Here is a 26,700-nt window from a genome sequence, read left to right on the forward strand (position 1 = left end):
TTCAAAAGAACAAATCGCTTTGTGCGGTGATGCCGAAGGCCGGCAGCGCCGCAGGAGAACCCGATGCCCTGCTATAGCCTCGAAGGCGTGCGCCCGGTCGTTCACCCGACCGCATATGTCCATCCCACTGCCGTGTTGATCGGCGACGTCATCGTCGGCCCCGGTTGCTATATCGGTCCGCTGGCGGCGCTGCGGGGCGACTTCGGGCGGATCGTTCTCGAAGAAGGCGCGAACCTTCAGGACACGTGTGTCATGCACGGGTTCCCGGACAGCGACACCGTGGTGGAGCGCAACGGCCACATCGGCCATGGCGCGGTCCTGCATGGTTGCCGCATTGGCGAGGACGCCCTGGTAGGCATGAACGCCGTGGTGATGGATTATGCGCAGATCGGCCCGCGCTCCATCGTTTCAGCCGCGGCCTTCGTCAAGGCCAGGTTCGAGTGCGCTCCGCAAAGCCTGGTGATGGGCGCGCCGGCCAGCGTCAAGCGTAGCCTCAGCGATGAGGAAATCGCCTGGAAGCGCCGTGGAACCGAGGAATACCAGTCCCTGGCCAAGCGCTGCATCGAAAGCCTGGTGGAATGCCAGCCGCTGACGGAAGTAGAGGAAGAACGCCCGCGCCTGGGCGACTCCGGTTTCCGGCCCAAGGCAGAGGCTGGGGCAGGGAAGGACGCATGAGTACTGGGGTTCGCTCCAATGGCCAGGCGGTGCGGCGGGCAGGTATAGTCGCCGCTCCTTCGCCTGCGCAACGTGCCATGACCGCTCTAGCACCGCTGAATCAGCTGATCAATCGCTTCCAGGAACAGACGCCGATCCGCGCCAGCTCGCTGATCATCACCCTCTATGGCGATGCCATCGAACCCCATGGCGGTACCGTCTGGCTGGGCAGCCTGATCAACTTGCTGGAGCCGTTCGGCATCAACGAGCGGCTGATCCGCACCTCGATCTTCCGCCTGACCAAGGAAGACTGGCTGACCGCCGAGAAGGTCGGCCGGCGCAGCTACTACAGCCTGACCGGCACCGGCCGGCGGCGGTTCGAGAAGGCCTTCAAGCGCGTGTACAGCTCCAGCCTGCCGGCCTGGGATGGCTCCTGGACGCTGGTGATGCTCTCGCAGATCGCCGCCGACAAGCGCAAGCAGGTCCGCGAGGAGCTGGAATGGCAAGGCTTCGGCGCAATCTCGCCGACCGTGATGGCCTGCCCGCGCGCCGACCGCAGCGACGTGATGGCGACCCTGCAGGACCTGGATGTGGCCGACGACTGCATCGTCTTCGAAACCCGCGCCCAGGACGTGCTGGCCTCCCGGGCCATGCGCATGCAGGTACGCGAGAGCTGGAAGATCGACGAACTCGGCGAGCACTACAGCGAATTCATCCAGCTGTTCCGCCCGCTCTGGCAAGCGCTGCGCGAGCAGGACCAGCTGCGCCCGGAAGACTGCTTCCTGGCGCGCACCTTGTTGATCCACGAATACCGCCGGCTGCTCCTGCGTGACCCACAATTGCCCGACGAACTGTTGCCGGGCGATTGGGAAGGGCGCGCGGCACGGCAGCTGTGCCGCAATATCTACCGACTGATCCACGCCAAGGCCGAGGACTGGCTGAACCGCAACCTGGAGACCGCTGACGGCCCGTTACCGGATGTCGGCGAAAGCTTCTACAAGCGCTTCGGCGGATTGAACTGACAGGAGTTGGCGTGAAAAATGCCTCCCGCTCTGCAGCGCTGCGGTTGCAGGGTGGGGACACCGGCGTGAGTCTTCCTGAGAAGATGAGCGACGGACGATGACGACAGGCCCATGAGGCCGTCGCTGAATAACAACAAACAATGCGTGTGAGGCTTTGCAGGTCATGAATTCTTCATCGACATTGAGGGATGACGCTTTCGAGGCGTGGCTGGGACAGGTCAACCGGGCGTGCGGTCGTTTCGATGCGCGCACCCTCGGCCCCCAGTTCCATGGACGGTTGCGCGAGTACCAGGGCGGTGCGATCAAGCTTTCCGTGGTCGACATGGCTCAGGTGCACCTGTACCGGACCAGCAAGGAAGTCGGCTCCAGCGCGGGCGGGCACTACTATGCGGTGTTCCAGCTCGAAGGGCGCTCGCGCCTCGAGCAGGGCGACAACCGCGTGGAGCTGTCGCGCGGCGACATCAGCCTGATCGATGCCAGCCGGCCCAGCGACATGACGTACCTGGAGGAGTCCCGGCAGCTTTCGCTGATCCTGCCGCGCCAGGTGATCGAGCGCGGCCTGCGCATGTCGGAAGTCACCTGCGCGTCGAAGATCCCGGCCAGTTCGCCGATCGCCGTGCTCGCCAACCGCCTGATCGTCGAGACCAGCCAGCAGGAGAGCCTCGGCATGCTGGAAAGCGAGGCGACTCTGGACGCCCTGGTGACGCTGCTGCGCCCGGCGCTGGCCAGCCAGGACGCCGAACAGGACAACCATGAACGCATGTTCCGCAAGGCCACGGCTTTCATCGACCAGCACATCGGCGCCGAAGAACTTTGCCCCGAGCTGATCGCTCGCGAAGTGGGCATCTCGGTGCGCGGCCTGTATCGCATGTTCGCCAAGAAGGGTCTGGTGGTGGCGCAGTACATCAAGAACCGCCGCCTGGACTTCTGCGCCGAGACCCTGCGCAACGCCCAGTTCGAGCAGAAGCTGTCGGCGCTGGGCTATGCCTGGGGATTCTCCGACTCGAGCTACTTCTCCACGGCGTTCAAAGGGCGCTTTGGTGTTTCTCCGGGCGAGTATCGCAAGCGCTACGCCAACTGATTCATGTGGTGCGAGCGGTATCCACGGGAATGATGGGTATCGCTGCGCTCCACGCCATCCTACGTTGATGCCCGCCTGCACCATTGCCCTCGACTGACGCCTTCGTAGGATGGGTGGAGCGCAGCGATACCCATGCTGCCGGGGTGCACCCGTACCGTACCCGCGAACGCTTTCGCACAATGATCCTCGTCACCTGAGCGCCATCCTGGCACTCCCGCCAATACGACTGGCACAGAGGAAAAGACCCCGCCCAGCGCCGCTGGCAACAATCACTTTCGATGACGCGCGCCTTCTCGGCCGCACGCTGTACTCGAAGGTGATATCCCGATGTCCCGCAACAAGTTCCGATTCGGCGCCCTTGGCCTGCTGCTGGCCGGCGCGCTGCTGCAGCCGATCCTGGCGTTCGCCGGCGACTGCCCGGCAACCGATGCCCAGCAGGGCGAATCCGTGTTCGCCCGCGACTGCTCGATCTGCCACACCGCCAAGGCCGACGGCCCCGGCATGATGGGCCCCAACCTGCATGGCGTGGTCGGTCGCATGGCCGGCTCGCTCGCTGGCTTCAGCTATTCCCAGGCGATGAAGGGCAAGGGCGCGGCCTGGTCCCGCGACAGCCTCGACGCCTTCGTCAGCCAACCCCAGGCCGCCGTGCCCGGTACCTACATGCCCTTCGCAGGCCTGGCCGACGCGGCCGAGCGGCGGGCGCTCACCTGCTGGCTGAGCCAGCAGCACTGATCCCTCAGGAGAGACCATGAACGTCACTGAAATCCTGCCCAAGGTCGCTGACTTCCTGCAGCGCAAGCATGGCTGCTTCATCGACGGCGCCTGGGTGGTGCCCGAGGGGGCCCGCACCGACGTGCTCAACCCGGCCACCGGTAAAGCCATCTCCAGCGTTGCCGACATCGATACCGACCTGCTCGACCGCGCGGTGAAATCCGCCCAGGCTTCGTTCAAGTCCCGGGTCTGGGCCGACCTGCGCCCGGCCGACCGCGAGCGCATCCTGCTGCGCTTCGCCGATCTGGTGGAAGCCAACGGCGAAGAGCTGGCCCAGCTGGAAACCCTCAGCCAGGGCAAGTCGATCAACATCTCGCGCATGCTGGATGTGGGCGCCACCGTCGAGTTCATGCGCTACATGGCCGGTTGGGCGACCAAGATCGAAGGGCAGTCGCTGAACGTCTCCATCCCGCTGCCGCCCGGCGCCAAGTTCACCGCCTATACCCGCCGCGAGCCGGTAGGTGTGGTGGCCGGCATCGTGCCGTGGAACTTCCCGCTGATGATCGCCGTGTGGAAGCTGATCCCGGCACTGGCCACCGGCAACAGCGTGGTGATCAAGCCCGCCTCGGAAACCCCGCTGACTGCCCTGCGCCTGGCCGAACTGGCCTTCGAAGCCGGCGTGCCGGCCGGCGTGTTCAACCTGGTGACCGGCGACGGCCCGCGTATCGGTGGCGGCCTGGCCAGCCACAAGCTGATCAACAAGGTGTCCTTCACCGGCTCCACGGCGGTGGGTCGCAGCGTCGGTCTGGCCGCCGTGCAGAACATGACCCGCTTTGCCCTGGAACTGGGCGGCAAGAACCCGATGATCGTGCTGGCGGATGCCAATATCGACAATGCCGTGCAGGGCGCGCTGCTGGGCGGCCTGCTGAACAACGGCCAGGTCTGCGCTGCGGCTTCGCGCTTCTACGTGCACCGTTCGCGCTATGACGAGTTCGTCGAAAAGCTGGCCGCCGCAGTAGCTGGCATGAGCCTGGGCGAGGGCATGGATCCGAGCGCGCAGATCAACCCGCTGGTATCCGCCAAGCAGCAGCGCAGCGTGCTGGAACACATCGCCCGAGCCGGCGAACAGGGCGCGCGTATCGTCTGCGGTGGCGAGCAGATCGCTGGTAACGGTTTCTACGTACAGCCCACCGTGCTGGCCGACGTGACCATGCAGATGGCCGTGGCCCGCGACGAAGTGTTCGGCCCGGTGCTGGCGGTGCTGCCGTTCGACGACGAAGACCAGGCCATCGAGATGGCCAACGACAGCGAGTACGGCCTGGGTGCGAGCCTGTGGACCAACGACCTGTCCAAGGCCATGAACCTGGTGCCGCGCATCGAGTCCGGCACCGTATGGGTCAACGCCCACGTGCTGCTCGATCCGAGCATGCCCTTCGGCGGCGTCAAGCAGTCGGGCATGGGCCGTGAATTCGGCCGCGCCGTGGTCGAGGCTTATACCGAAATCAAGTCGGTGTGCATCGCGCACTGATTGATAGTGAGAGCAACACCCTCGTTTAGCAGCGGGCCTTCGGGCCCGTTTTTTTTGCGCGCCATTCAGGTGTGGCAAACCTGTAGGAGCGAGCTTGCTCGCTCCTACGAAGAGCCAGTTCACGGCGGAGATCGGGATGGCGATTCGTAGGATGGATGGAGCGCAGTGATACCCATGCTGATGGCGCGGGGCGTTGATGGGTATCGCTTCGCTCCACGCCATCCTGCGTGGAGTGCCGGGCGCGGCGGTAAGCCTGTCAGTGGGCGGGCAGAATCCGCCCACGGCACTCGCCGAAGCCGATGGAGGCATGCCCCTCACGGCGGCAGCGGGCGCGCAGGATGATCTCGTCGCCGTCTTCGAGGAAGCGGCGTTCCTCGCCGTTGCCCAGCACCAGCGCTTGTTTACCTCCGCCAGTGAGCTCCAGCAGGCTGCCGAAGCTGTCCGGGGTTTCCCCGGAGAGGGTACCGGAACCGAACAGATCACCCGGTTGCAGGCGGCAGCCGTTGACGCTGTGGTGCGCGACCATCTGTGCGACGGTCCAGTACATGTTCAGCGTGTTGCTCAGGGCGATGCGCTCCGCCGGCTGGTGCTCGCGGCGCATGCGGGCGGTGTGCAGCAGGACTTCCAGTTCGATGTCCAGCGCGCCGCGGTGCTGGTCGCCCTGGTCGTAGAGGTACGGCAGCGGCTGCGGATCGCCTTCCGGACGGGCCGGCTGGGCGACGCGGAACGGTTCCAGCGCCTCGGCGGTGACCACCCAGGGTGACACCGTGGTGGCAAAGCTCTTGGACAGGAACGGCCCCAGCGGCTGGTACTCCCAGGCCTGTATGTCGCGTGCGGACCAGTCATTGAGCAGGCAGAAGCCGGCGATATGACCGGACGCGGCGTTGATCGGGATGGCCTTGCCCTGGTCGTTGCCCTGGCCGATCCAGATGCCCAGCTCCAGCTCCAGGTCCATCCGCGCGCAGGGGCCGAACACCGGCGCCTCCGCGCCAGCGGGCAGGGTCTGGCCGTTGGGGCGGCGCACTTCGGTGCCGGAGGGCACAACGGTGGACGCGCGACCGTGGTAGCCGATGGGCACGTACTTGTAGTTGGGCAACAGAGGGTTGTCCGGGCGGAACAGCTTGCCGACGTTCTGCGCATGGTGGATGCCGACATAGAAGTCGGTGTAGTCGCCGATCTTGGCCGGCAGGTGCATGCGGCACGCGGCCTGCGGCTTGAGCAGCGCAGCGCCCAGGTGTTCCATGCGCTTCTGTTCGCCGCAGCCTTCGCTGAGCAGGTGGATCAAGGCGTCACGCAGGGTACGGCGGGCCGTGCCGCCCAGGGCGAAGAATGCGTTCAGGCTGTCGCCGCTGGCCACCAGCGCGGCCTGGTGGGCAGCACCGTGGAAGAGGCCGGTTTCGCAGGCGGTCTTGAGGTCGAAGATGTAGTCGCCGATGGCAACGCCGCCACGGGGCGAGTCGCCGGGTGGGCTGAATACCCCCAGCGGCAGGTTCTGCAGGGGGAAATCCGGGTGGCCGTTGGCCGATTCGATCCAGCTTTGGGTGTTCTGGGCGGTGCTCATGTTACTGCTCCTGGGAAGGGTCGAAGGTCTTCTGCATGCCGCTCCAGCAGCTGTCATAGTCACCCTGCAGCTGCGGGCAGTCGAGGGCGAATCGGCTGGGGCGCAGCACGCGGCCGGTCTCGAACATGAAGGCCATGGTCTTGTCGATCTTGTGGGGTTTGAGGTCGGCGGCGATCGCCTGCACGGTGGTGGCGTTGTCCGGGCCGTGGGCGCTCATGCAGTTGTGCAGCGAGGCGCCGCCGGGGACGAAGCCGTCGGCCTTGGCGTCGTACACGCCCTGGATCAGGCCCATGAACTCGTTCATCAGGTTGCGGTGGAACCACGGCGGGCGGAAGGTGCTCTCGGCCACCATCCAGCGCGGCGGGAAGATCACGAAGTCCATGTTGGCCATGCCGTGGGTGTCGCTGGGCGAAGTCAGCACGGTGAAGATGGACGGGTCCGGGTGGTCGTAGCTGATCGACCCGATGGTGTTGAAGCGGCGCAGGTCGTATTTGTAGGGCACGTTGTTACCGTGCCAGGCGACCACGTCCAGCGGCGAGTGATCGAGCTGGGTGGCCCAGAGTTCGCCGAGGAACTTCTGTACCAGCTGTACCGGGCCTTCGACGTCTTCGAAGTGCGCCACTGGGGTGAGGAAGTCGCGCGCGTTGGCCAGACCATTGCTGCCGATGGGGCCCAGGTCGGGGAGGCGCAGGGCGGCGCCGTGGTTTTCCGCCACATAGCCGGCGGCCTCGGCTTCCAGCAGTTCGACGCGCAAGCGCATGCCGCGCGGGATCACGGCGATCTCCAGTGGCTCCAGCTCCAGCACGCCCAGTTCGGTGACCAGGCGCAGGCGGCCGGCCTGGGGCACGATCAGCAGCTCGCCATCAGCGTTGAAGAACACCCGGCGCATGGAGAGATTGGCGCGGTAGGCATACAGGCTGACGCCGCTGCAGGCCTCTGCCTCAGCATTGGCGGCCATGCATAGCAGGCCGTCGACGAAGTCGGTAGGCTCCTCGGGCGTCACGAAGCTGTTCCAGCGCAAGCGGTTGGGCGTGACCGGGCCGAGGGCGGTGCCGGTGATCTGCCGCTCCAGGCGTTCGAAGCGCGGGTGCGCGGCGGACGGCCGGATGCGGTACATCCAGGTGCGCCGGGCCTCGCTGCGTGGGACGGTGAAGGCAGTGCCGGAGAATTGCTCGGCGTAGAGCCCGAACGGCACCTGCTGCGGCGAGTTCATGCCCACGGGCAGTGCACCCGGCAGGGCCTCGCTGGCGAATTCGTTGCCGAACCCGGACTGGTAGGCAGGGGAGGCGGTCATGGTGGTTTCACTCTTTTTATCGTAATTGAATTACGATTAACGTAATTTCGTGTCGACGGCCCGTCAAGTCCGTCTGGGAGTTCCTTTAAGTTGAAGACCATGAACGACACCGAAGACACCGTCCCGACGAAGGGCGCGAAGGTGCAGTCCGCCGAGGTGGGCACGCAGATCCTCAAGGCCCTGGCGGACCTTGCACCGAGCACCTCGCTCAAGCATCTGGGCGAGTACCTGGACATGCCGGCGGCCAAGGTCCACCGCTACCTGCAGGCGCTGATCGCCAGCGGTTTCGCCGAGCAGGACCCGCTGACCAACCATTACGGCCTGGGGCGTGAGGCGCTGTACGTCGGCCTGGCCGCAATCCGCCGGCTGGATGTGGTGAAGGTCGCCAGCCCGGCGCTGGCCGATCTGCGCGATGCGCTGGGACAGACCTGCTTCCTCGCCATCTGGGGCAGCCACGGGCCCACCGTAGTGCAGGTCGAGCCGGCCCAGGGCATGGTCACGCTGGTAACGCAGGTCGGCTCGGTGCTGCCGCTGCACGGTTCGTCCACCGGGTTGGTGTTCGCGGCATTCAAGACCGGGCTGGAGGAGGGCGCGGACCAGTCAGTGCTGGAGAGCATTCGCAGCGAAGGACTGCATGCGATCCACGGTTTGCTGATGCCGGGGGTGAACGCGTTGTCGGTGCCGCTGTTCAAGACCGGCCGCGAACTGGCCGGGGTGATTACCGTGGTGGGTTCGCAGGCGAGCTTTGCCGCTGAAGCGCAAGGGGAGGCGGCGCGGACATTGTTGGAAGCCGCTCGGGAGATCAGCTTGCGGATGGGGGGCGAATACTAATCGCCTACTGCCCGGAGCTTTCTGTAGGAGCGAGCTTGCTCGCGAATGGCCTGACAGCGGAGTGACCGGGAGGTGCGGGTTCGCGAGCAAGCTCGCTCCTACAGGTAAACCTCACTCCTGCTCCATCCCCGCCCAATCCGTCCCCTTCACCAGCACATCGCTCAGCGCCTGCGCGGCGCTGGACAGCTGGTGCTCCGCCAGGCAGAACAGACCTACGCGGCGCTCGATGCGCGGTTCGTCGAGCGCTACGCAGCGCGCGCCCAGTTCTTCCATCTGCTGCCGGCACAGGCGCGGCACCGCACTGACGCCGAGTCCTTCGGCCACCATCCGGCCCACCGTCACCAACTGGTGGCTTTCGAACGCCACCGGCAGTCGACCGTGCCGTGACGCCAACTGGTCTTCCAGCAACAAGCGCACGGCTGACGGGCGCTGCAGGGTGATGAAGTGATCTTCCAGCAACTGCTCCCAGGTAATTCGCGCCTCATTCGCCAGCGGTGAATCCGCCGGCAGCACCGCGACGAAACGGTCGGTATAGAAGGGAGTGAAGATCAGCCCGTCCAGGCTGTCCGGCTCCAGGGCGATGCCCAGTTCCACCCGGCGATTGCGGACCATCTCCAGCACCTGTTCGTTGATCACGTCGTGCACCGCCACGTTCACCTTCGGGTGGCGGTCGCGGAAGGTGCGCAGCACGGCGGGCAGCAGGTTGCCGGCGAAGGAGGGCATGGCGGCGATGGAGACCTTGCCCAGTTGCAGGGTGAAGTGCTGATGCATCACTTCCTCGGCATTGTCCCAGTCCGCCAGCAGGCGGCGGGCCAGCGGCAGCAGTGTTTCGCCCTCGGGCGTGAGCGCCACGCTGCGGGTGGTGCGCACCAGCAGCTGGCCGCCCAGGGATTCCTCCAGGCTCTTGATCGCCAGGCTCAGTGCCGGTTGCGACAGGTGCAGGCGCTCGCAGGCCTGGGCAAAGCTCAGGCTCTGGGCAACGGCGAGGAAGGCGCGCAGCTGCTTCACGGTCATTTATAAGATCGCCAAATCAATCGATTGGAAAAACAAACTTAACAAATCAGTCTCCGCCGGTGAAGCTGCATTCGCTCTCTGACCGATGGGTCGGACATTCCAAATACAAGAGGCAGCAGCAACATGGCAGGACTCGACAAGCGTGTAGGCAGTTACGAGGAAGCCCTTGCCGGGCTCACCGACGACATGACGGTACTGGCGGGCGGTTTCGGCATCTGCGGCATCCCGGAAAACCTCATCGCGCAGATCCGCAAGCTGGGCGTGAAGGGCCTGACCGTGGTCTCCAACAACTGCGGCATCGATGGCTTCGGCCTCGGCGTGCTGCTGGAGGACCGCCAGATCCGCAAGATGATCGCTTCCTACGTTGGCGAGAACGCGCTGTTCGAGCAGCAGCTGCTGTCCGGTGAACTGGAGGTCGAGCTGACCCCGCAGGGTACCCTGGCGGAAAAACTCCGTGCCGGCGGCGCCGGCATCCCGGCCTTCTTCACCGCCACCGGCTACGGCACCCCGGTCGCCGACGGCAAGGAAGTGCGCGAGTTCGACGGCCGCCACTACGTCATGGAGCGCGCCATCACCGGCGACTTCGCCATCGTCAAGGGCTGGAAGGCCGACCATTACGGCAACGTCATCTATCGCCACACCGCGCAGAACTTCAACCCGGTAGTCGCCACCGCGGGCCGCATCACCGTCGTCGAGGTGGAGGAGATCGTCGAGCCGGGCGAGTTGGACCCGACCCAGATCCATACGCCCGGCATCTACGTCGACCGCATCATCCAGGGAACCTTCGAGAAGCGCATCGAAAAGCGCACCGTTCGTTCCTGAGCCCACCGGACAAGAGAGACAAGAAGATGGCATTGACCCGCGAACAGATGGCTCAGCGCGTGGCGCGCGAGCTGCAGGACGGCTTCTACGTGAACCTGGGCATCGGCATCCCGACCCTGGTCGCCAACTACGTGCCTGAGGGCATGGAAGTGATGCTGCAATCGGAAAACGGCCTGCTCGGCATGGGCGCGTTCCCCACCGAGGACAGCGTCGACGCCGACATGATCAACGCCGGCAAGCAGACTGTGACCGCCGTGAAGGGCGCGTCGATTTTCTCCTCTGCCGAATCCTTCGCGATGATCCGCGGCGGCCACGTCGACCTTACCGTGCTCGGCGCCTTCGAGGTGGACGTACAGGGCAACATCGCTTCCTGGATGATCCCCGGCAAGTTGGTGAAAGGCATGGGCGGCGCCATGGACCTGGTGGCTGGCGCGGACAACATCATCGTGACCATGACCCACGCCTCCAAGGACGGCGAGTCCAAGCTGCTGGAGCGCTGCTCGCTGCCGCTGACCGGTGCCGGCTGCATCCGCAAGGTGCTGACGGACCTGGCCTACCTCGAGATCGAGGACGGCGCCTTCATCCTGCGCGAGACCGCGCCGGGCGTGAGCGTCGCCGAGATTGCCGAGAAGACCGCCGGCCGCCTGATCGTGCCGGACGATGTGAAGGAAATGACCTTCTGAGTGATTCCGCGATTCCCTCTCCCCAACCCTCTCCCTGAAGGGAGAGGGGGTGACACGGTGCCGGGATTGGCACGGGAGTCAGCCTGACGCGAACAGCCCCCTCTCCCGCTTGCGGGAGAGGGCGGGGGGAGAGGGCAGCCCAAGCCTTCCGGAGAGAAATTCATGCAAGACGTAGTCATCGTTGCCGCCACCCGCACCGCCATCGGCGCCTTCCAGGGCAGCCTGGCGAATGTTCCCGCCCATGAACTGGGCAGCCTGGTCATCCGCTCGCTGCTCGAGCGCAGCGGCGTGAAGCCGGAGCAGATCGACGAAGTCATCCTCGGCCAGGTGCTCACCGCCAGTGCCGGGCAGAACCCCGCGCGCCAGGCCGCCATCGGCGCCGGCCTGCCGGTGGAAGTGCCGGCGATGACCCTCAACAAGCTCTGCGGCTCCGGCCTGAAGGCGCTGTTCCTCGGCGTCCAGGCGATCCGCTGTGGCGATGCCGACGCCATCATCGCCGGTGGCCAGGAGAGCATGAGCCTCGCGCCTTACGTGCTGCCCAAGGCGCGTACCGGCCTGCGCATGGGCCATGCCGAGCTGCAGGACACCCTGCTGCGCGACGGCCTGATCGATGCCTTCAACGACTACCACATGGGCATCACCGCCGAGAACCTGGCAGAAAAGTTCGGCATCAGCCGCGAAGCGCAGGACGCCTTCGCCGCGCAGTCCCAGCTCAAAGCCGCGTCGGCCATCGAAGCTGGCCGCTTCAAGGACGAGATTACCCCGGTGCTGATTCCCCAGCGCAAGGGTGAGCCGCTGTCCTTCGACACCGATGAGCAACCGCGCGCTGGCACTACCGCGGAGTCCCTGGGCAAGCTCAAGCCTGCCTTCAAGAAGGACGGCACCGTCACTGCCGGCAACGCCTCCACCCTCAACGATGGCGCAGCGGCGGTATTGCTGATGAGCGCCGAGCGCGCGAAGCGTCTGAACCTGCCGGTTCTGGCGCGCATCCAAGCCTATGCCAGCAGCGGCGTAGACCCTTCGATCATGGGTATCGCCCCGGTGACCGCGACCCGCAGCTGCCTGGAAAAGGCCGGCTGGAGTCTCGACGAAGTCGAGCTGATCGAGGCCAACGAAGCCTTTGCCGCTCAGGCCCTGTCGGTCGGCAAGGAGCTGGGCTGGAACGCCGAGAAGGTCAACGTCAACGGCGGCGCCGTCGCCCTTGGCCACCCGATCGGTGCTTCCGGCGCTCGCGTGTTGGTGACGCTGCTCCACGAAATGCTCCGCCGCGATGCGAAGAAGGGCCTGGCGACCCTGTGCATCGGCGGTGGCCAGGGTGTCGCCATGGCCCTCGTCCGGGACTGAGGCGCGCGACTAACGACCTATTGGCGAGCGCCGGGCGGCTTGTAGCAATGCTGCTCCGGCAGGTGGGATGGGAGGTGGGCACACCGACAGACGACATCCCGCCGCGGTTTTCGGCGTCCCCCGGTGCCGGCAAACCCTTGCGTCACCGCTCGGCCCCACGCAGGCCGGGCGGTTTTTCTGTTTCTGAATACCGCACCATTGCCACAACGAGCTCATCCGAATTGAGCCATGACAAGAACAATGAGGTAGACCTTATGAATTCCCACGTGCACACCCCCGGTACTGCTGTGCAGGACAGCCGTTCCGCGCGCTTCGCCATGGCCTGTTCCAACTGGGCCGAACGCTGGTTCCCCGACTCCTGGGTCTTCGCCGCACTCGCGGTGCTGATCGTCACGGTCGCCGCGCTGGCCATCGGCGCGCCGGCCACCGAAACCGCCAAGGCCTTCGGTGACGGCTTCTGGAGCCTGATTCCCTTCACCATGCAGATGGCCTTCGTGGTCATTGGCGGCTACGTGGTTGCCAGCTCCGGCCCGGCTTCCCGACTCATCGACCTGTTCGCCCGCGTGCCGAAGAATGGCCGTTCGGCAGTTGCCTGGGTCGCGGTCATTTCCATGGTCGCCTCGCTGCTCAACTGGGGCCTGTCCCTGGTGTTCGGCGGCCTGCTGGTACGCGCCCTGGCGCGCCGCGAAGACCTGAAGATGGACTACCGCGCCGCCGGAGCCGCCGCTTACCTGGGCCTGGGCGCCGTGTGGGCGCTGGGCCTGTCGTCGTCGGCCGCGCAGTTGCAGGCCAACCCCGCCAGCCTGCCGCCGTCGATCCTGGCGATCACCGGCGTCATCCCGTTCACCGAGACCATTTTCCTCTGGCAGTCCGGTGTGATGCTGCTGGCCCTGGTGCTGGTGTCGCTGGTCATCGCCTACATGACCGCGCCCGGCGCGACCAGTGCCCGTGACGCCAAGGCTTGCGGCGTGGACGTCAGCTTCACTCCGCCCAGCGCACCGAGGGCGACCCGCCCCGGCGAATGGCTGGAACACAGCCCGCTGCTTATCCTGATGCTGGTGGCGCTGGCCGCTGGCTGGCTGTTCCACGAGTTCAGCACCAAGCCGGCGATCACCGCGATCTCCGGGCTGAACACCTACAACCTGCTGTTCATCATGGTGGGCGCGCTGCTGCACTGGCGTCCGCGCAACTTCCTCGATGCCGTGGCCCGTGCCGTGCCGACCACCACCGGGGTACTGATCCAGTTCCCGCTGTACGGCTCCATCGCAGCGATCCTGACCACCGTGAAGGGCGGTGACGGTTCCACCATCGCTCACCACATCTCCACTTTCTTCGTGCAGATCGCCTCCCACGATACCTATGCGCTGCTGATGGGCGTGTACTCGGCGGTGCTGGGCTTCTTCATTCCTTCCGGTGGCGGCAAGTGGATCATCGAGGCGCCCTACGTGATGCAGGTGGCCAACGAGCTGCAATACCACCTGGGTTGGGCGGTGCAGATTTACAACGCCGCCGAGGCGCTGCCGAACCTGATCAACCCGTTCTACATGCTGCCGCTGCTGGGTGTGCTGGGCCTGAAGGCGCGCGACCTGATCGGCTTCAGCTTCGTCCAGCTGCTCGTCCACGTACCCCTGGTGCTGTTCCTGCTCTGGGCGCTGGGCACCACCCTGCAGTACCTGCCGCCAGTCCAGCCGTAACCACGCATTCGGCACCGATGGCAGCGAGCCCGGATATCGCAGGATATCCGGGCTTTTTCAGGCTCAGCCCCGGCTGATCTCCACCGGCCCCAGCACCCGTGCATCCAGATGCTCGCCGCTGAGCTGGGCGGCATCCTGGTCAAAGACCTCGCGCAACCAGTCGCTGACTGCCTGGAAGCGTCCGATACGGCCGGCATCGCGATGGCTGAGCAGCCAGATTTCACGAGCGACCACCGGCCCGGAGAGCCGCACCAGCCCCTCGCGATCGCCGAGGATGCAGGGCAGCAGCGCCATGCCCAGGCCGCTCTGGCAGGCGTGGATCAGCGTCGTCACGCTGCTCGCGCGCAGGGCCAGGTTTGCCTTGGGAGCGAAGCCACGCACCCAGGCCATCTCCGGGGTATCGTCGAGCTCCTCGCCATAGCCGAGCCAGGCCTGCTGTGGCCAGAGTTCCACCGGCACGCGGGAGAAGGAGGTCGCGGCGTACACCGCAAAACCGATGTCGGCCACCTTGCGCATGACCAGTGCGGCGTCCTCCGCCGGGCGCGCCAGGCGCAGGGCGAAGTCGGCCTCGCGGCGGGTGAAGGACAGCGAACGGTTCGCCGGAATCAGTTGCAGCTGCAGGGCCGGGTACGTTCGCGCCAGGTGGGGCATGTGCTGCACCAGCCAGTGGCTGAAGAGGAAATCCACCGCCGTGATGCGCACGCTGCCGCTGATGGCGCTGGCTTCGTCGCGGGTCTCCAGCAACATGCTCTGCACATCGCCGAGAATGCGCTCGGCATGGCTGAGGAAGGCCTCGCCGGCATCGGTGGCCTTGTAGCCGGCGTTGTCGCGGATGAACAGGCGCGTCTGCAGCGCGGTCTCAGCTGCCACCAGACGCCGGCTCATGGTCGAGGGATCGACGCCCAGCGCGCGGCCGGCGGCGCTCATGCTGCCGTGGCGGGCGAGGGCGAGCAGGATCGGGATATCGTTCCAGTCGAAGTTCATGGTGCCTCTCAGAAGCGCACGTCGGCAGCCGCGACAACCTTGGCGCGCGGACCGAAGCTGCTGATGCTGCCCAGCACGGCGTTGTGGTGCGCGCTGATCTGCGCGGCGCTGAGCACGACGTTATCGACGGTGGAGTGGGCATCGCCCACCAGTGTCACGCCGTAACCCTGGGCCAGGGCGCGGCGGGTGGTGGTGTCGACGCAATAATCGCTCTGCAGGCCGCAGATCACCAGGTGATCGATGCCGCGCGATTGCAGCAGGTCGGTAAGCTCGGTGCGCAGGAAGGAATCCGGGGTGGTCTTGCGCACCTTGAGGTCCGTGCTGTCGGTGAGCAGGCGCGGTTCCAGCTGCCAGCCGGCGCTGCCATACTGCAGGTCGTCGTCCTCGTGCTGCACCAGCACCACCGGCACGCCGGCCTCTCGCGCCGCGCGACTCATGCCGTTGATGCGCTGCAGCACGTTGTCGATGTCGAAACAGGCGTAGTCGCCGGTACACAGGTCGGACTGGACGTCGATGATCAGCAGGGCGGTGCTCATGACCAGCGTGCTCCTTTCAAGGGAAAACCGTGGGTGGAGTGGAGGCGGAAATGGTAGCGGGCATGCCGCCATAGGCCAATGCCGGGCTGCGCTTGCTGCCAAAGCCGTATTTCCCTTTGCCGCGCCTTCGGCGATGGTGACAGCCTTGAACCGGACCGGATGCCGATGAACAGCCTTCCCGCCAAGTCCCTGACCTTCGCCAACGGCCTGCGCGCCACCGTCATCCACGCCCCCGGTGCCAGCCGCGCCGCCGCGCTATTGCGGATCGCCCGTGGCAGCCACGATGAGCCGGAAGCCTTCCCCGGCCTTGCCCACTTCATCGAGCACCTGCTGTTCCTTTGCGGCGAGCGCTTCGTCGAAGGTGAACGCCTCATGCCCTGGGTGCAGGCACGAGGCGGACGGGTGAATGCCAGCACCCGCGCGCGACAGACCGATTACTTCTTCGAGGTGCCGGCCGACGCCCTGAGTGACGGGCTGGCACGGTTGGTGGACATGCTGGCGCGGCCGGTGCTGGACGAGGCCGTACAGGTCGCCGAACGTGAAGTGCTGGAGGCCGAGTTCCTCGCCCGCGGCCGCGACCCTGACACCCTGATCGATGCCGCCCTGGCGCTGGCGGTGGCGCCGGGGCACCCGCTGGGGCGCTTCGTGGCCGGCCGCCGCGACAGCCTCAAGGTGGAAAGCGCCGAGTTCCAGAAGGCGCTGCGTGACTTCATCCGCTCCTGCCAGGTTGGCGGGGCGCTGGAGATCTGGCTGCAGGGGCCGCAGTCGCTGGAAGAACTGGCGGCATTGGCCGAGCGCGAAGCCGCGGTGTTCTCGTCTGGCGCGTTGGCCGACTCCGCCAGCGACGAGTCCCTCCTGCCGTTGGCCGGTCACGAACTGAAGCTGCGCCTGACCGGCGCGCCGCGACTGGTCCTGGCCTTCGCACTGGAGGGTGTGGTGGGCGAGGGGCGCGCGTTGCTGGAGCAGTTACAGGGCTGGTTGGCCGACGAGGCGCCCGGATCGTTGCTGGCCTGCCTGGGACAGAACGGACTGGCCGACACTGCTCGTGTGCGCCTGAGTCGCTTCGCCAACGGCCAGGCCATGCTGCGTTTCGATTTCGAACTGGCCGAAGCCTCCACCGCCGATCTGGTGGAGTCGGCCTTCCGCTCCTGGCTGGAGGCGCTGCGCAAGTTGCCGGCGGATGTTCTCGCCGCCGCACCTGTCGATAAGCCAACCGGCGTTCTGGAGCAGCTGCAGCGCCGCGCGGGAAGTGCTACTCCAGTGGTATGGCTCGACCAACTGGTGACGTCGCGGCTGATCCGCCTGCTTGCCTGTGAGTCGGTCATCGGCGAGTCGCTGACCTCGGCCGGTTTCGCCCTCGATGTCACGCGTAGCCCGCAGCGCAGTATCGAGCCGCTGCGTGGCGAGCCGTGGACCTTCACACCGACGCAAGCAGTCACGCAAGCAGAGCCCGCGGCCCTTTACCTGCGCTGGCGTTTTGCGCAGGCACCGGGCCGGATCGCATTCCTTTGCGCCCGCCAGGCGCTGCGCCCCTTGGCTGGCGCGGCGCGTCACGAGGGCGCTAGCCTGCGCCTGGAGGCCATGGAAAGTGACTGGACGCTGATGCTGTCGGGGGCGAAGAACCACCTTGCCGAGCTGGCCGAGGGTGCGATTCAGGCTCTTCAGCATCCCGCTGCCGCGGTGCTGGGGCAGGGGGAGCGTCTGTTCGCTGCCGAACGCCGCCGCCGCGAAGGGGAAATGCCGATCCGCCAGTTGCTCGATCTGCTGCCCCAGGTGCTGGCCGGAGACGGTGACGCTTCACCGGACTGGTCCGCCGCCCATTGGGACGACCTGGTCATGGGCCTCGAGCTGCCGGACACCCTGGCCGGCTACACGACCACCAGCGCGTTGCCGCCGCGAGATGGCCCAGCCGGCCGGCATCGCCAGGTGCTGGAGCTGCCGGGCGAGGCGGCGCTGTTGCTGTTCTGCCCGCTGGGGTCCCGCTCGGCGGCGGACGAAGCCGCCTGGCGCTTGCTGGCCCGCGTGCTGGAACCGGCCTTCTTCCACTGGCTGCGCGGCGAGCGGCAGCTGGCCTATGCGCTGTACTGCGGTTTCCGTCAGGTGGGTATGCGCCGCGGCATCCTCTTCGCCGTGCAGTCGCCCTTGCTGTCGGCCGTAGAGCTGCTGGCCGAGGTCGACAGCTTCCTCTATCGCCAGGGTGAAGCCCTGCTGCGCATCGACCCGCAACGTGTCGACAGCCTGCGTGCTCCGCTGGCCACCGAACTGGCACGTGCGCCGAGCGATTTCGCCGAGCGCCTGCAGCAGGCCTGGAGCGACCAGGTGGTCGGTGTCGGGCCGTTGCACCGCGAGGCCATGGTCCAGGCGCTCGGCAATCTCTGCGCCACCGAGCTGCGCGCCGCACATTCGGCGCTGAGCTCCGCCCAGGGCGGTCACTGGCTGCTGCTCAGCCGCTCCTGACTCTCCTCCTTCCGGCTGAGGGTACTGTCCGCAAGGCGGTGCCCAGGGCGACTTTTGCCTTACGCCTGGCGGCTTGGCCCAAGGTAGCTGGCCGGCGGTCGCGAGTACCCGCGACCATCGCCGCGCACCCCAGGTAGCGGTAGTCGCAGAGCCTTGCGCCGTGCTCCCGCAAGACGCTCTCAAGACCTGTGCATCCAGCGCCAAAGCAGCGTATGGCGTGGCTTGCGGCGTTTCGATAATCGCCTCCGACACGACTGACTCGCAGTCGATCCATCCACCCGGAGAGCGCCATGAACAAGAACAAGATCGCCGTCCGCCGCCAGCTGCTGCCGCTGGCACTGGCCACCCTGGCCCTGTCTTCAGTGTCGAGCGGGGCTCGCGCCGACATCATGCTGTACGACAAGGACGACACCACCTTTTCCACCGACGGCTACTTCAACGCCTTCTATGTGAACAGCGACGTCGACCGTAACGGCGACACCTACGACCGCCGCCAGTCGCGGGTGAAAATGGGCTTCCTGCCCAACTACATCGGCTTCAACTTCGGCAAGAAGATCGACGACCTGACCCTCACCGGACGCTCCTCGTTCTGGGTGACCATCAACGACAGCGAGCAGGACGGCACCGACACCGCCATCGACGTCCGCCAGTTCTACGGCAACGTCGCTGGCGACTGGGGCGAGGTGCTGATCGGCAAGGACTTCGGGCTGTTCTCGCGTTCGAACATCTTCCTCGACGAACTGCTCGCCGGCTTCGGCAACGCCAGCGATACCCTCGGCCTGGTGGACGGCAAGGGCGTGTCCTTCGGCAACATCGGCACCGGCTACCCGTACCCGTTCCCGACCTCGCAGATCACCTACCGCAACAACAACCTGGTGGACGGCCTGCGCGTCGCCGTCGGCATCATGGATCCGATCGACACCAACCAGATCGACAAGGACGCCAGCGACGGCCTCGACGACAAGGCCTACCAGGACAACCCCCGCTACGAGAGCGAGATCAGCTACCAGTTCGACCTCGGCGGCGCGCAGATCTACAGCTGGGTCAACGGCGCCTACCAGACCTCGAAGAACACCAACGACGAAGTCGACAGCGTGACCTCCAAGGGCCTCGGGTACGGCATCCAGGCGAAGATGGGCGGCTTCTCGCTGACCGGTTCCGGCTTCACCGCCAAGGGCATCAACCCGTTCTTCACCAACAACGCCGGCGAAGCCGCGCTGCGTGAAGTAGACAGCCGTGGCGTACTGCTGCAGGGCTCTTACAGCTGGGGCAAGAACCGCGTGGCGCTGTCCACTGGCGAGACCCGCGACGACGGCAACGGCCTGGGCAGCGCGGCGGACTATTCCACCCAGGGCATCGCCTATTTCCGCACCATCAACGACAACCTGAAGCTGGTGGCCGAGTACAACGTCTACGAGATCGACGGCCGCAAAGGCTCCACGGTCAGCGAGGACACCGACACCTTCGCGGTAGGTGCCGTCCTCAACTGGTAAGTCCCCAACTCCTTTGGCTCCATTTCGGCGGGTCGGCACTGCGTGTCGCCCGCCTTTTTCTTCATCTCATGGAAGGTTTGTCATGATCGGATTGTGGAGCGCGCACGCGCAGAGTTACCTGCTGGTTCTGTCCCTCGCCACCACCCTGGTGTTCGCCTTGCCCATCTTCCTGGTGCCGCTGCTGTGGGCGCGGGTCATGCAGTGGACGCTGCCGGAGCACACCGATCTGGCGGTGTATTTCGGGCGCTGCCTGGGGGCGTTCATACTCATCGTCGAAGCACTCATGCTGTGCGCGGCGCTGACCGGCGAGGCGCTGGTGACCACTTTCGAAGTACTGGCGGCGGTGGCGGGGTTCATGGTGGTGGTGCACATCTACGGCGCGCTGCGGCGCATCCAGCCGTGGACGGAGACGCTGGAGACCGGGTTCTACGCAGGGATGCTGGTGCTGACGCTGCTGTTCTGGCCGGTTGTCTGATGCGGACCTGATGGCGTATCAGCGCCGTAGGAGCGGACCTTGTCCGCGAAACCCATCGCGGCGGAAGCTGCGCGGACAGGTTGATTCCGGTGTGTGGCCAGCCTGTTGGAGCGAGCTTGCTCGCGAACCCGCTTGCCGACGGATCGCGGAGAAGCTCCGCTCCTACAAGGTATCCCGCTACTTTCGGATAGACCCGCCGCGACCCAAGTAGCATGGGGCGCGCCCTGGCTGCTTCGTAGAATGCCCACGTCGATATCCTGACTGGGCGTACGCCATGCACGAAACACAAGGAGTCGTTCGCGGCATGTCCAACGCCCGCGACGTCGAGGCGGTCGCCCAGGACCTGGCGCGCCAGCTGATCCACCCCAACCTCGGCTTTGTGCTGTTCTTCTGTTCGGCCGAGTACGACCTGCCGGCACTGGCCGCCGCGCTGGAGCAGTACTTCGGCGGCATCGACCTGGCCGGCTGCACCACCGCCGGGGAGATCACCCCGCAGGGCTACGGCCGTGGCTGCGTCACCGCCGTGGGCTTCGACCTGCGCAACTTCGCCATCTCCTGCGCGCTGGTGGACGAGATGGAGCGCTTCAGCCTGATCGACGCGCAGCAGATGGTCGAGTCGCTGGTGGCGGACTGCCGCAGCGCCGGCCTGGCGCCGATCAAGGACCACAGTTTCGCCCTGACCCTGCTCGACGGACTTTCCAGCCGCGAGGAGGTGGTGCTCGCCGCGCTCAGCGCCGCGCTGGGCGCCATTCCGCATTTCGGCGGCTCGGCCGGTGACGACAACCACCTGACCCACACCCACGTCTACTACCAGGGGCAGTTCCACACGGGCGCGGCGGTAGTGGTGCTGTTCAACACCTGGCTGGACTTCGAGGTGTTCACCACCCACCACGTGTTGCCCAGCGAGGAGAAGCTGGTGGTCACCCGCGCCGACAGCGACAGCCGCCGCGTGCTGGAGCTCAACGCCGAGCCGGCCGCGCTGGAGTTCGCCCGGCTGGTCGGGGTGCCGCTGGAACAGCTGGACTTCTCGCTGTTCCCGGCACATCCGCTGGCTGTTCGGGTGCGCGACCAGTACTACGTACGCTCGATCCAGCAGATCAACGACGACCTCAGCCTGACCTTCTACTGCGCGGTGGAGAACGGCATCGTCCTCACCGCCATGAGCACCGGCCCGCTGTTGCCGGGGCTCCAGGCGCAGTTCCAGCGCCTGCACGAACGCCTCGGCCCGCCATTGCTGACCATCGGCTGCGACTGCTTCCTGCGGCGTCTGGAGCTGGAGGTGGCCGGCGATACCGAGCCCACCGCCGAGTTTCTCCGCAGCCAGCAGGTGATCGGCTTCAACACCTACGGGGAACAATTCAATGGCATGCATATCAACCAGACCTTCACCGGTGTCGCCATTGGCCGTCCTCGGGGCAACGCCGGATGCTGAGCTGCGCGCGCGCATCGATGAGCTGGAGCGCGACAACCGCAAGCTGCAGCGAATCAATGCGGCGCTGATCGAGCGGGTCGAGTCGGCTACCTCGCGGGGCGACAACGCCTACGGTGCCTTCCAGCATTCGGTGGTGCTGGCCGAGCAGGTGCGCGAACGCACCGATGCGCTGAGCGAGGCAATGGTCGAGCTGAAATCCAGCAACCAGCTGCTCAGCGATGCCCGCCTGCGCGCCGAGACCGCGCACCAGCACCTGCTGGACGCCATCGAGAGCATCTCCGATGCCTTCGTGCTGTTCGACCCGCAGCAGCGCATCGTCCTGTACAACGAGCGCTTCCGTGCGTTCTGGGCGCAGACCCGCGCCCGTGTCGGTGCAGGAACGCGGCTCGCCGAAGTGCGCCGGCTGGCACAGAGCAGCGGGCTGATCGTCGAGGAGCAGCGCAGCAGCGACGACGAACACACCCTCTATCGCTTGCGCAACGACCGCTGGGTGCGCGTCACCGAGCGGCCAACCCGCGACGGTGGCCTGGTCGTGCTCTACAGCGACATCACCGAGATCAAGCAGAATGAAATGGCCCGCCGCGAACAGGCGGTGGCGCAGAAGTCGCACTTGCTGCAGCGCGCCGTGGACAACCTGTCCCAGGGCGTCGCCATGGTCGGCGCCGATGGCGCGCTGGAGCTGTGGAACCGGCGCTTCCTGGAACTTTGCGGGCTGGCGCCTATTGGCGCGCACCGGCCCTTCGCCGAGGTCATGGCCGACAGCGAACTGCCGCTGCTGACCCCGCGTAGCCGCCCGCGCAAGGGGGAGGCGGAGGGCGTGATCGAGCAACGGCTGTTCGACGGGCGCATGCTGGAAATCCGCACCCACGCGCTGCCCACCGGCGGCTTCGTCAACACCTTCACCGATATCACCGAGCGCTATCGCCATGCCGAGGCGCTGCGCGAGAGCGAGCGCTGGATTCGCCTGATCACCGACCAGGTGCCGGCACTGATCGCCTACCTGACTGCCGACCTCGACTACGACTTCACCAACAAGGTCTACGAGGAGTGGTACCGCTGGCCCAGTGGTTCGATGCTCGGACGCAACCTGCGCGAGGTGCACAGCGCCGAACACTGCCAGCGCCTGGAACCGTACTTCGAACGCGCGCTGTCGGGCGAGAGTGTGACCTTCGAGATCGCCGAGACCAACCTGGCCGGGCAGGAGCGCTACATGCAGCGCTCCTACGTGCCCAACCGCCAGGCCGACGGCACCGTGAGCGGGCTGTTCGTGCTGATCCGCGATATCACCGAACGCCGCCGCACCGCCGAGGCGCTGCACCAGGCCTACCAGAACCTCGAGCAGCGGGTGCGTGAGCGCACCGCCGAGCTGACCAGCCTGAACGACCAGCTCAAGCGCGAGATCGACGAGCGCAGCCAGGTCGAGGGCCGCCTGCGCGAAGCCAAGCGCGAGGCCGAGCAGGCCAACCTGTCGAAGACCAAGTTCCTCGCCGCCGTCAGCCACGACCTGCTGCAGCCGCTGAACGCCGCGCGCCTGTTTACCAGCGCGCTCCAGGAGCGCAGTGACGAGGCGCTGGTACGCAACATCAGCCAGTCGCTGGAGGACGTGGAGACCCTGCTCGGCACCCTGGTGGACATCTCCAAGCTGGATGCCGGGGTGATCAAGCCGGACATTGCCTCGTTCGATGTCAGCGAGCTGCTCGGCAACCTCGCCGCCGAGTACCGCCAGGTAGCGGCCAGCGAGGGACTGGCGCTGGACTTCGTGCCTTGCGGCGCACAGGTGCGCAGCGATATCCAGCTGCTGGCGCGGATCCTGCGCAACCTGCTGACCAATGCCATTCGCTATACGCCTTCCGGCCGTGTGCTGCTGGGTTGCCGGCGACGTCGGCACAGCCTGTGGGTCGAGGTCTGGGATACTGGCGTGGGCATTGCCGCCGACAAGCTGGGCGAGATATTCCAGGAGTTCAAGCGCGGCGATGTGCAGCGTTTCCACCAGGATCGCGGCCTGGGCCTGGGCCTGGCCATCGTCGAGAAGATCGCGCGCATGCTCGGCCATCGCATCCAGGTGGAGTCGGTACCGGGCAAGGGCTCGTGCTTCGCCATCGAAGTCCCGCTGGCGCGCCGCGTGGCGCGCACTGCACCGGAACCGGAGCGGACCACCGACGGCCTGCTGGAGCGCCTGCGTGGCTCCCGCGTGTGGGTGTTGGACAACGACGCCTCGATCTGCGCCGGCATGCGCACGCTGCTGGAAGCCTGGGGCTGCCAGGTGGTGACGGCGTTGTCGGAAGAGGACCTGGCGCGCCAGGTGGACAATTTCCACGCCGAGTCAGACCTGCTGATCGTCGACTACCACCTCGACGACGGGTTGAACGGCGTCGATGCGGTGGCCTCGATCAACGCGCGCCGTGGCACGCCGCTACCAGCGTTGATGATCACCGCCAACTACAGCAACGAGCTCAAGCAACAGGTTCGCGAGCTGGGGCACACCCTGATGCACAAGCCGGTGCGGCCGATGAAGCTGAAGACGGCGCTGTGCCATCTGATCGATAACGCTCGCTAGCGGCTCCGGCCCCGGGTTAATCGAGGCAGACTGCAGCGTCTCTCCTGCAGGAGCGCGCCATGCCCGCGATCGCGCGCGTGGCGCGCTCCTACAGGGATACTCCGTCGCCAGATGGACCTGTAGGAGCGAGCTTGCTCGCGAACGATGTTTCCGCGTTGGGCGGTTCGCGAGCAAGCTCGCTCCTACGAAAAGCTCTCGTTCAGGCACGCTGGGCGGCGGGCGCACGCACCTTGGCCAGCAGGATCAGCGCGATTCCACCCAGCACTGCCAGTGACACCAGCGCCAGGCGCAGGCTGATCGCTTCGCCCAGCAGCGCGGCGCCGGAAAGGGCCGCCAGGACCGGGACGCTCAGTTGCACCGAGGCGCCCTGGATGGCCGACAGGCCCGGTAGCGCGCTGTACCAGATCGCATAGCCGATCCCCGAGGCGACTGCGCCGGAGAGCACGGCATAGACGATGCCCAGCGTGTCGATGCGCAGGTCGGCGTGGAAGAACACCGCCAGCAACGCCGCAAAGGCAATGGCGCGCACGAAATTGCCCGTCGTGATCGCCAGCGGATCGCTGCCCTTGCGCCCGAGCAGCGAGTACAGCCCCCAGGCCACGCCGGACAGCAGCATCAGCAGCGCACCCGCGAGCGGTGGAGCGCTGGCGCTGGGCAGCAGCTGGACCAGCAGCCCACCCAGGGCCAGCAGGAAGCCCACCAGCGCCTGCCCGCGCAGGCTTTCTCCGCGCAGCAGCCCGACCAGGATCATGGTCACCTGCACCGCGCCGAACAGCAGCAGGGCGCCGGTACCGGCATCCAGTTGTACGTAGGCGTAAGAGAAGGCTGCGGCGTAGACGAACAGCGCCGCCGCCGCGCGCCAGTTACCGCCTTCGCTGGCGACCCGGTGGCGCAGTTGCAGCAGCAGGGCGAGCACCAGGGCGCCCGAGAAGATACGGATGCCGGTGAAGCTCACCGCGTCGATGCTGGTGGCCTTCAGGGCCAGGCGGCAGAGGATGGAGTTGCCGGCGAAGGCGATCATCGCCAGGCCGGTGAGGCTCAGGGTGCGGGTGGAGGGCATCGAGTGGTTCCCGGTAGCGGTCGCAACGGCACTTTATGAATCGGCGGGCCTCGCTTCAACGACGAAGGTAGGCGGCGAAGTCGATATCGCCCGCGCAGAGGATGGCCTGCACGCGGTTATGCACCTTCAGCTTGCGCAGGATCGCGGAGACGTGGGCCTTCACGGTAGTTTCTGCGATCTCCAGGTTGTAGGCGATCTGCTTGTTCGACTCGCCCTTGGTCATCCGCTCCAGCACCAGCAACTGCTTGCGGGTCAGCGCCTGCAGCAGTTCCGGCGGGATGCTGTGATCCTCCTGGCCACTGCGGCGTGGCGAGGATTTCTGCGTGCGGATGATGTCCGACGGCAGGTAGACGTTGCCGTTGAGGATCTGCTCGATGGCCTCGGTCATCTGCACGCGCGGCGACGACTTGGTGATAAAGCCCACCGCGCCGTAGGTGATAGCTTGCAGCACCACCTGCTTGTCCTGCTCGGCGGAGACGATCACCACCGGTATGGTCGGTGCCTCGTTGCGCAGACTCATCAGGCCGTTCAGGCCATGCATGCCGGGCATGTTCAGGTCGAGCAGGATGAGGTCGAGATCGTCGTGTTCCTGGGTCAGGTCCAGGGCGCTGTCGAGGTCGGCGGTCTCCATCACTTCGCTGCCGGGGAAGCCGTCGGCGATGACGTTGTGGATGGCCTCGCGGAACAGCGGGTGATCGTCGGCGATCAGGATCTTGTACATGGCCTACACCTCGTTGTTGTCGTTATGGGTGGCGAGCGGCTTGCGGTCGCAGGCTACTACAGGTGTCACGGAAGCAAGTGTCACGGAAACGGTTGCGGTTGGGCGTCCTGCAGGGGCAGTCCTGCCTGTTCCCAAGCATCGATACCATCACGGTACCAGTAGAGGCTGGCATAGCCCAGCGCATGCGCGCGGCGGATGGCATTCCAGCTCATCCAGCAGTCGGAACGGCAGTAGAACACCAGCGGGCGTTTGGCATCGCCCTCCGTGAGGCGGGAGAGATTCTGCTCCAGGTAGGCCTGCCACTGCGGCTCCAGGGTGCCGGTGCCGACGTTGGCCAGCCACAGGCTGCCGGGCAGGTTGCGGTGCTTTTCGTCCTCGACGAATTGGCCGTTGAGAAAGGTGCGACGGTAGACGTCTACCAGCCGAGTCTGCGGCTCGCGCTTGAGCAGCACCTGCAGGGCGCGGGTGTCGAGGGTGGTGGCGTGGTCGGTGGAAGGCGGCGTGGGGCTGCGGTACTGGGCCTGGCGGTAGCCGTCGGCGGAAAACAGTGGTGCTTCCTCGGCCTGCGCGGTCGGCAGCGCGAGGGCAAGGCTGAGCAGGCACGCGGCGAGGCAGCCGCTCACATGGCCGTAGGGGGCAGGAGCAAGGCGAGGCATGGCGGTATCTCTGGTCGTTCTTCTTGTAGTGGCCATTAGATGCCGCTTGTGAGGCTTTGGAAATTCGACGTCAGGAGGGGCGAACCGGTA

23 protein-coding genes are annotated in these 26,700 nt (G+C 66.2%); 15 read left to right on the forward strand and 8 right to left on the reverse strand.

Going from position 1 to position 26,700, the window contains the following annotated elements; all coding sequences use genetic code 11:
• Positions 1-63 precede the first annotated feature (63 nt).
• From paaY to FAS41_RS15930, 5 genes are all read left to right on the forward strand, one after another.
• Positions 64-675: a phenylacetic acid degradation protein PaaY gene (gene paaY, locus FAS41_RS15910; RefSeq protein ID WP_138523877.1), complete on the forward strand. Its 612-nt coding sequence runs from the start codon at positions 64-66 to the stop codon at positions 673-675.
• Positions 676-752: 77 nt separating this feature from the next.
• Positions 753-1,676, forward strand: a complete 924-nt coding sequence (paaX, locus tag FAS41_RS15915; protein WP_081519801.1) for a phenylacetic acid degradation operon negative regulatory protein PaaX — start codon at positions 753-755, stop codon at positions 1,674-1,676.
• A 163-nt stretch (positions 1,677-1,839) separates the two neighbouring features.
• Entirely contained in the window at positions 1,840-2,757 is a 918-nt protein-coding gene (gene feaR / locus FAS41_RS15920; RefSeq protein ID WP_138523879.1) for a transcriptional regulator FeaR, read from the forward strand.
• Between the two features lie 327 nt (positions 2,758-3,084).
• Positions 3,085-3,489: a c-type cytochrome gene (locus FAS41_RS15925; RefSeq protein WP_138523881.1), complete on the forward strand. Its 405-nt coding sequence runs from the start codon at positions 3,085-3,087 to the stop codon at positions 3,487-3,489.
• 16 nt (positions 3,490-3,505) lie between these two features.
• The gene (locus FAS41_RS15930; protein WP_138523883.1) at positions 3,506-4,996 is read left to right on the forward strand and encodes an aldehyde dehydrogenase family protein; all 1,491 of its coding nucleotides are present in this window, start codon (positions 3,506-3,508) and stop codon (positions 4,994-4,996) included.
• 256 nt (positions 4,997-5,252) lie between these two features.
• On the opposite strand, the gene fahA is transcribed toward FAS41_RS15930, so the two are convergent.
• Together fahA and hmgA are read right to left on the reverse strand one after the other, a co-directional pair.
• The gene (gene fahA, locus FAS41_RS15935; RefSeq protein WP_138523885.1) at positions 5,253-6,557 is read right to left on the reverse strand and encodes a fumarylacetoacetase; all 1,305 of its coding nucleotides are present in this window, start codon (positions 6,555-6,557) and stop codon (positions 5,253-5,255) included.
• Position 6,558: 1 nt separating this feature from the next.
• A complete protein-coding gene (gene hmgA / locus FAS41_RS15940) occupies positions 6,559-7,851 on the reverse strand; it encodes a homogentisate 1,2-dioxygenase (protein WP_138523888.1) in 1,293 nt (430 codons plus the stop codon).
• A gap of 99 nt (positions 7,852-7,950) precedes the next feature.
• Here hmgA and FAS41_RS15945 point away from each other — a divergent pair, with 99 nt between their 5' ends.
• Complete coding sequence (locus tag FAS41_RS15945) at positions 7,951-8,682, forward strand: IclR family transcriptional regulator (RefSeq protein WP_138523890.1); 732 nt, start codon at positions 7,951-7,953, stop codon at positions 8,680-8,682.
• Between the two features lie 111 nt (positions 8,683-8,793).
• Here the strand turns inward: FAS41_RS15945 and FAS41_RS15950 are convergent, their stop codons facing one another.
• On the reverse strand, positions 8,794-9,696 hold the full coding sequence (locus tag FAS41_RS15950; RefSeq protein WP_138523892.1) for a LysR family transcriptional regulator: 903 nt from the start codon (positions 9,694-9,696) through the stop codon (positions 8,794-8,796).
• A gap of 123 nt (positions 9,697-9,819) precedes the next feature.
• On the opposite strand from FAS41_RS15950, the gene FAS41_RS15955 reads away from it, so the two are divergent.
• From FAS41_RS15955 to FAS41_RS15970, 4 genes are all read left to right on the forward strand, one after another.
• Complete coding sequence (locus FAS41_RS15955; protein ID WP_138523894.1) at positions 9,820-10,518, forward strand: CoA transferase subunit A; 699 nt, start codon at positions 9,820-9,822, stop codon at positions 10,516-10,518.
• A gap of 26 nt (positions 10,519-10,544) precedes the next feature.
• Complete coding sequence (locus tag FAS41_RS15960) at positions 10,545-11,201, forward strand: CoA transferase subunit B (protein WP_138523896.1); 657 nt, start codon at positions 10,545-10,547, stop codon at positions 11,199-11,201.
• Positions 11,202-11,363: 162 nt separating this feature from the next.
• Positions 11,364-12,545 carry an acetyl-CoA C-acetyltransferase gene (locus tag FAS41_RS15965; protein WP_138523898.1) on the forward strand — a complete coding sequence of 394 codons (1,182 nt, stop codon included), beginning with the start codon at positions 11,364-11,366 and terminating at the stop codon, positions 12,543-12,545.
• A gap of 254 nt (positions 12,546-12,799) precedes the next feature.
• Positions 12,800-14,239 (forward strand): short-chain fatty acid transporter, encoded by a 1,440-nt coding sequence (locus tag FAS41_RS15970; RefSeq protein ID WP_138523900.1) that lies wholly within the window; start codon positions 12,800-12,802, stop codon positions 14,237-14,239.
• A 63-nt stretch (positions 14,240-14,302) separates the two neighbouring features.
• Here the strand turns inward: FAS41_RS15970 and FAS41_RS15975 are convergent, their stop codons facing one another.
• Entirely contained in the window at positions 14,303-15,223 is a 921-nt protein-coding gene (locus FAS41_RS15975) for a LysR family transcriptional regulator (protein WP_138523902.1), read from the reverse strand.
• 8 nt (positions 15,224-15,231) lie between these two features.
• On the reverse strand, positions 15,232-15,759 hold the full coding sequence (locus FAS41_RS15980) for a cysteine hydrolase family protein (RefSeq protein ID WP_138523904.1): 528 nt from the start codon (positions 15,757-15,759) through the stop codon (positions 15,232-15,234).
• Positions 15,760-15,924: 165 nt separating this feature from the next.
• Between FAS41_RS15980 and pqqF the strand changes: the two genes are divergently transcribed.
• The 5 genes from pqqF to nahK all read left to right on the forward strand — a co-directional run bounded on the left by pqqF (position 15,925) and on the right by nahK (position 24,173).
• Positions 15,925-18,216 (forward strand): pyrroloquinoline quinone biosynthesis protein PqqF, encoded by a 2,292-nt coding sequence (gene pqqF, locus FAS41_RS30840; RefSeq protein WP_171049492.1) that lies wholly within the window; start codon positions 15,925-15,927, stop codon positions 18,214-18,216.
• A gap of 290 nt (positions 18,217-18,506) precedes the next feature.
• Positions 18,507-19,709 (forward strand): porin family protein, encoded by a 1,203-nt coding sequence (locus FAS41_RS15990; protein WP_138523906.1) that lies wholly within the window; start codon positions 18,507-18,509, stop codon positions 19,707-19,709.
• Positions 19,710-19,791: 82 nt separating this feature from the next.
• Positions 19,792-20,184: a hypothetical protein gene (locus FAS41_RS15995; RefSeq protein WP_138523908.1), complete on the forward strand. Its 393-nt coding sequence runs from the start codon at positions 19,792-19,794 to the stop codon at positions 20,182-20,184.
• A gap of 274 nt (positions 20,185-20,458) precedes the next feature.
• On the forward strand, positions 20,459-21,616 hold the full coding sequence (gene nosP / locus FAS41_RS16000; protein WP_138523910.1) for a nitric oxide-sensing protein NosP: 1,158 nt from the start codon (positions 20,459-20,461) through the stop codon (positions 21,614-21,616).
• Complete coding sequence (nahK, locus tag FAS41_RS16005; RefSeq protein ID WP_138523912.1) at positions 21,546-24,173, forward strand: hybrid sensor histidine kinase/response regulator NahK/ErcS'; 2,628 nt, start codon at positions 21,546-21,548, stop codon at positions 24,171-24,173. The genes nosP and nahK overlap by 71 nt, the downstream gene beginning before the upstream one ends.
• A 199-nt stretch (positions 24,174-24,372) precedes the next feature.
• Here the strand turns inward: nahK and FAS41_RS16010 are convergent, their stop codons facing one another.
• From FAS41_RS16010 to FAS41_RS16020, 3 genes are all read right to left on the reverse strand, one after another.
• Positions 24,373-25,233: a DMT family transporter gene (locus FAS41_RS16010; RefSeq protein ID WP_138523914.1), complete on the reverse strand. Its 861-nt coding sequence runs from the start codon at positions 25,231-25,233 to the stop codon at positions 24,373-24,375.
• A 55-nt stretch (positions 25,234-25,288) separates the two neighbouring features.
• Positions 25,289-25,954, reverse strand: a complete 666-nt coding sequence (gene agmR / locus FAS41_RS16015) for a response regulator AgmR (protein WP_045217517.1) — start codon at positions 25,952-25,954, stop codon at positions 25,289-25,291.
• Positions 25,955-26,034: 80 nt separating this feature from the next.
• A complete protein-coding gene (locus FAS41_RS16020; protein ID WP_138523916.1) occupies positions 26,035-26,610 on the reverse strand; it encodes a PQQ-dependent catabolism-associated CXXCW motif protein in 576 nt (191 codons plus the stop codon).
• Positions 26,611-26,700: the final 90 nt, after the last annotated feature.

This window comes from Pseudomonas nicosulfuronedens (assembly GCF_005877905.1).
In the GTDB taxonomy this organism is placed as follows: domain Bacteria; phylum Pseudomonadota; class Gammaproteobacteria; order Pseudomonadales; family Pseudomonadaceae; genus Pseudomonas; species Pseudomonas nicosulfuronedens.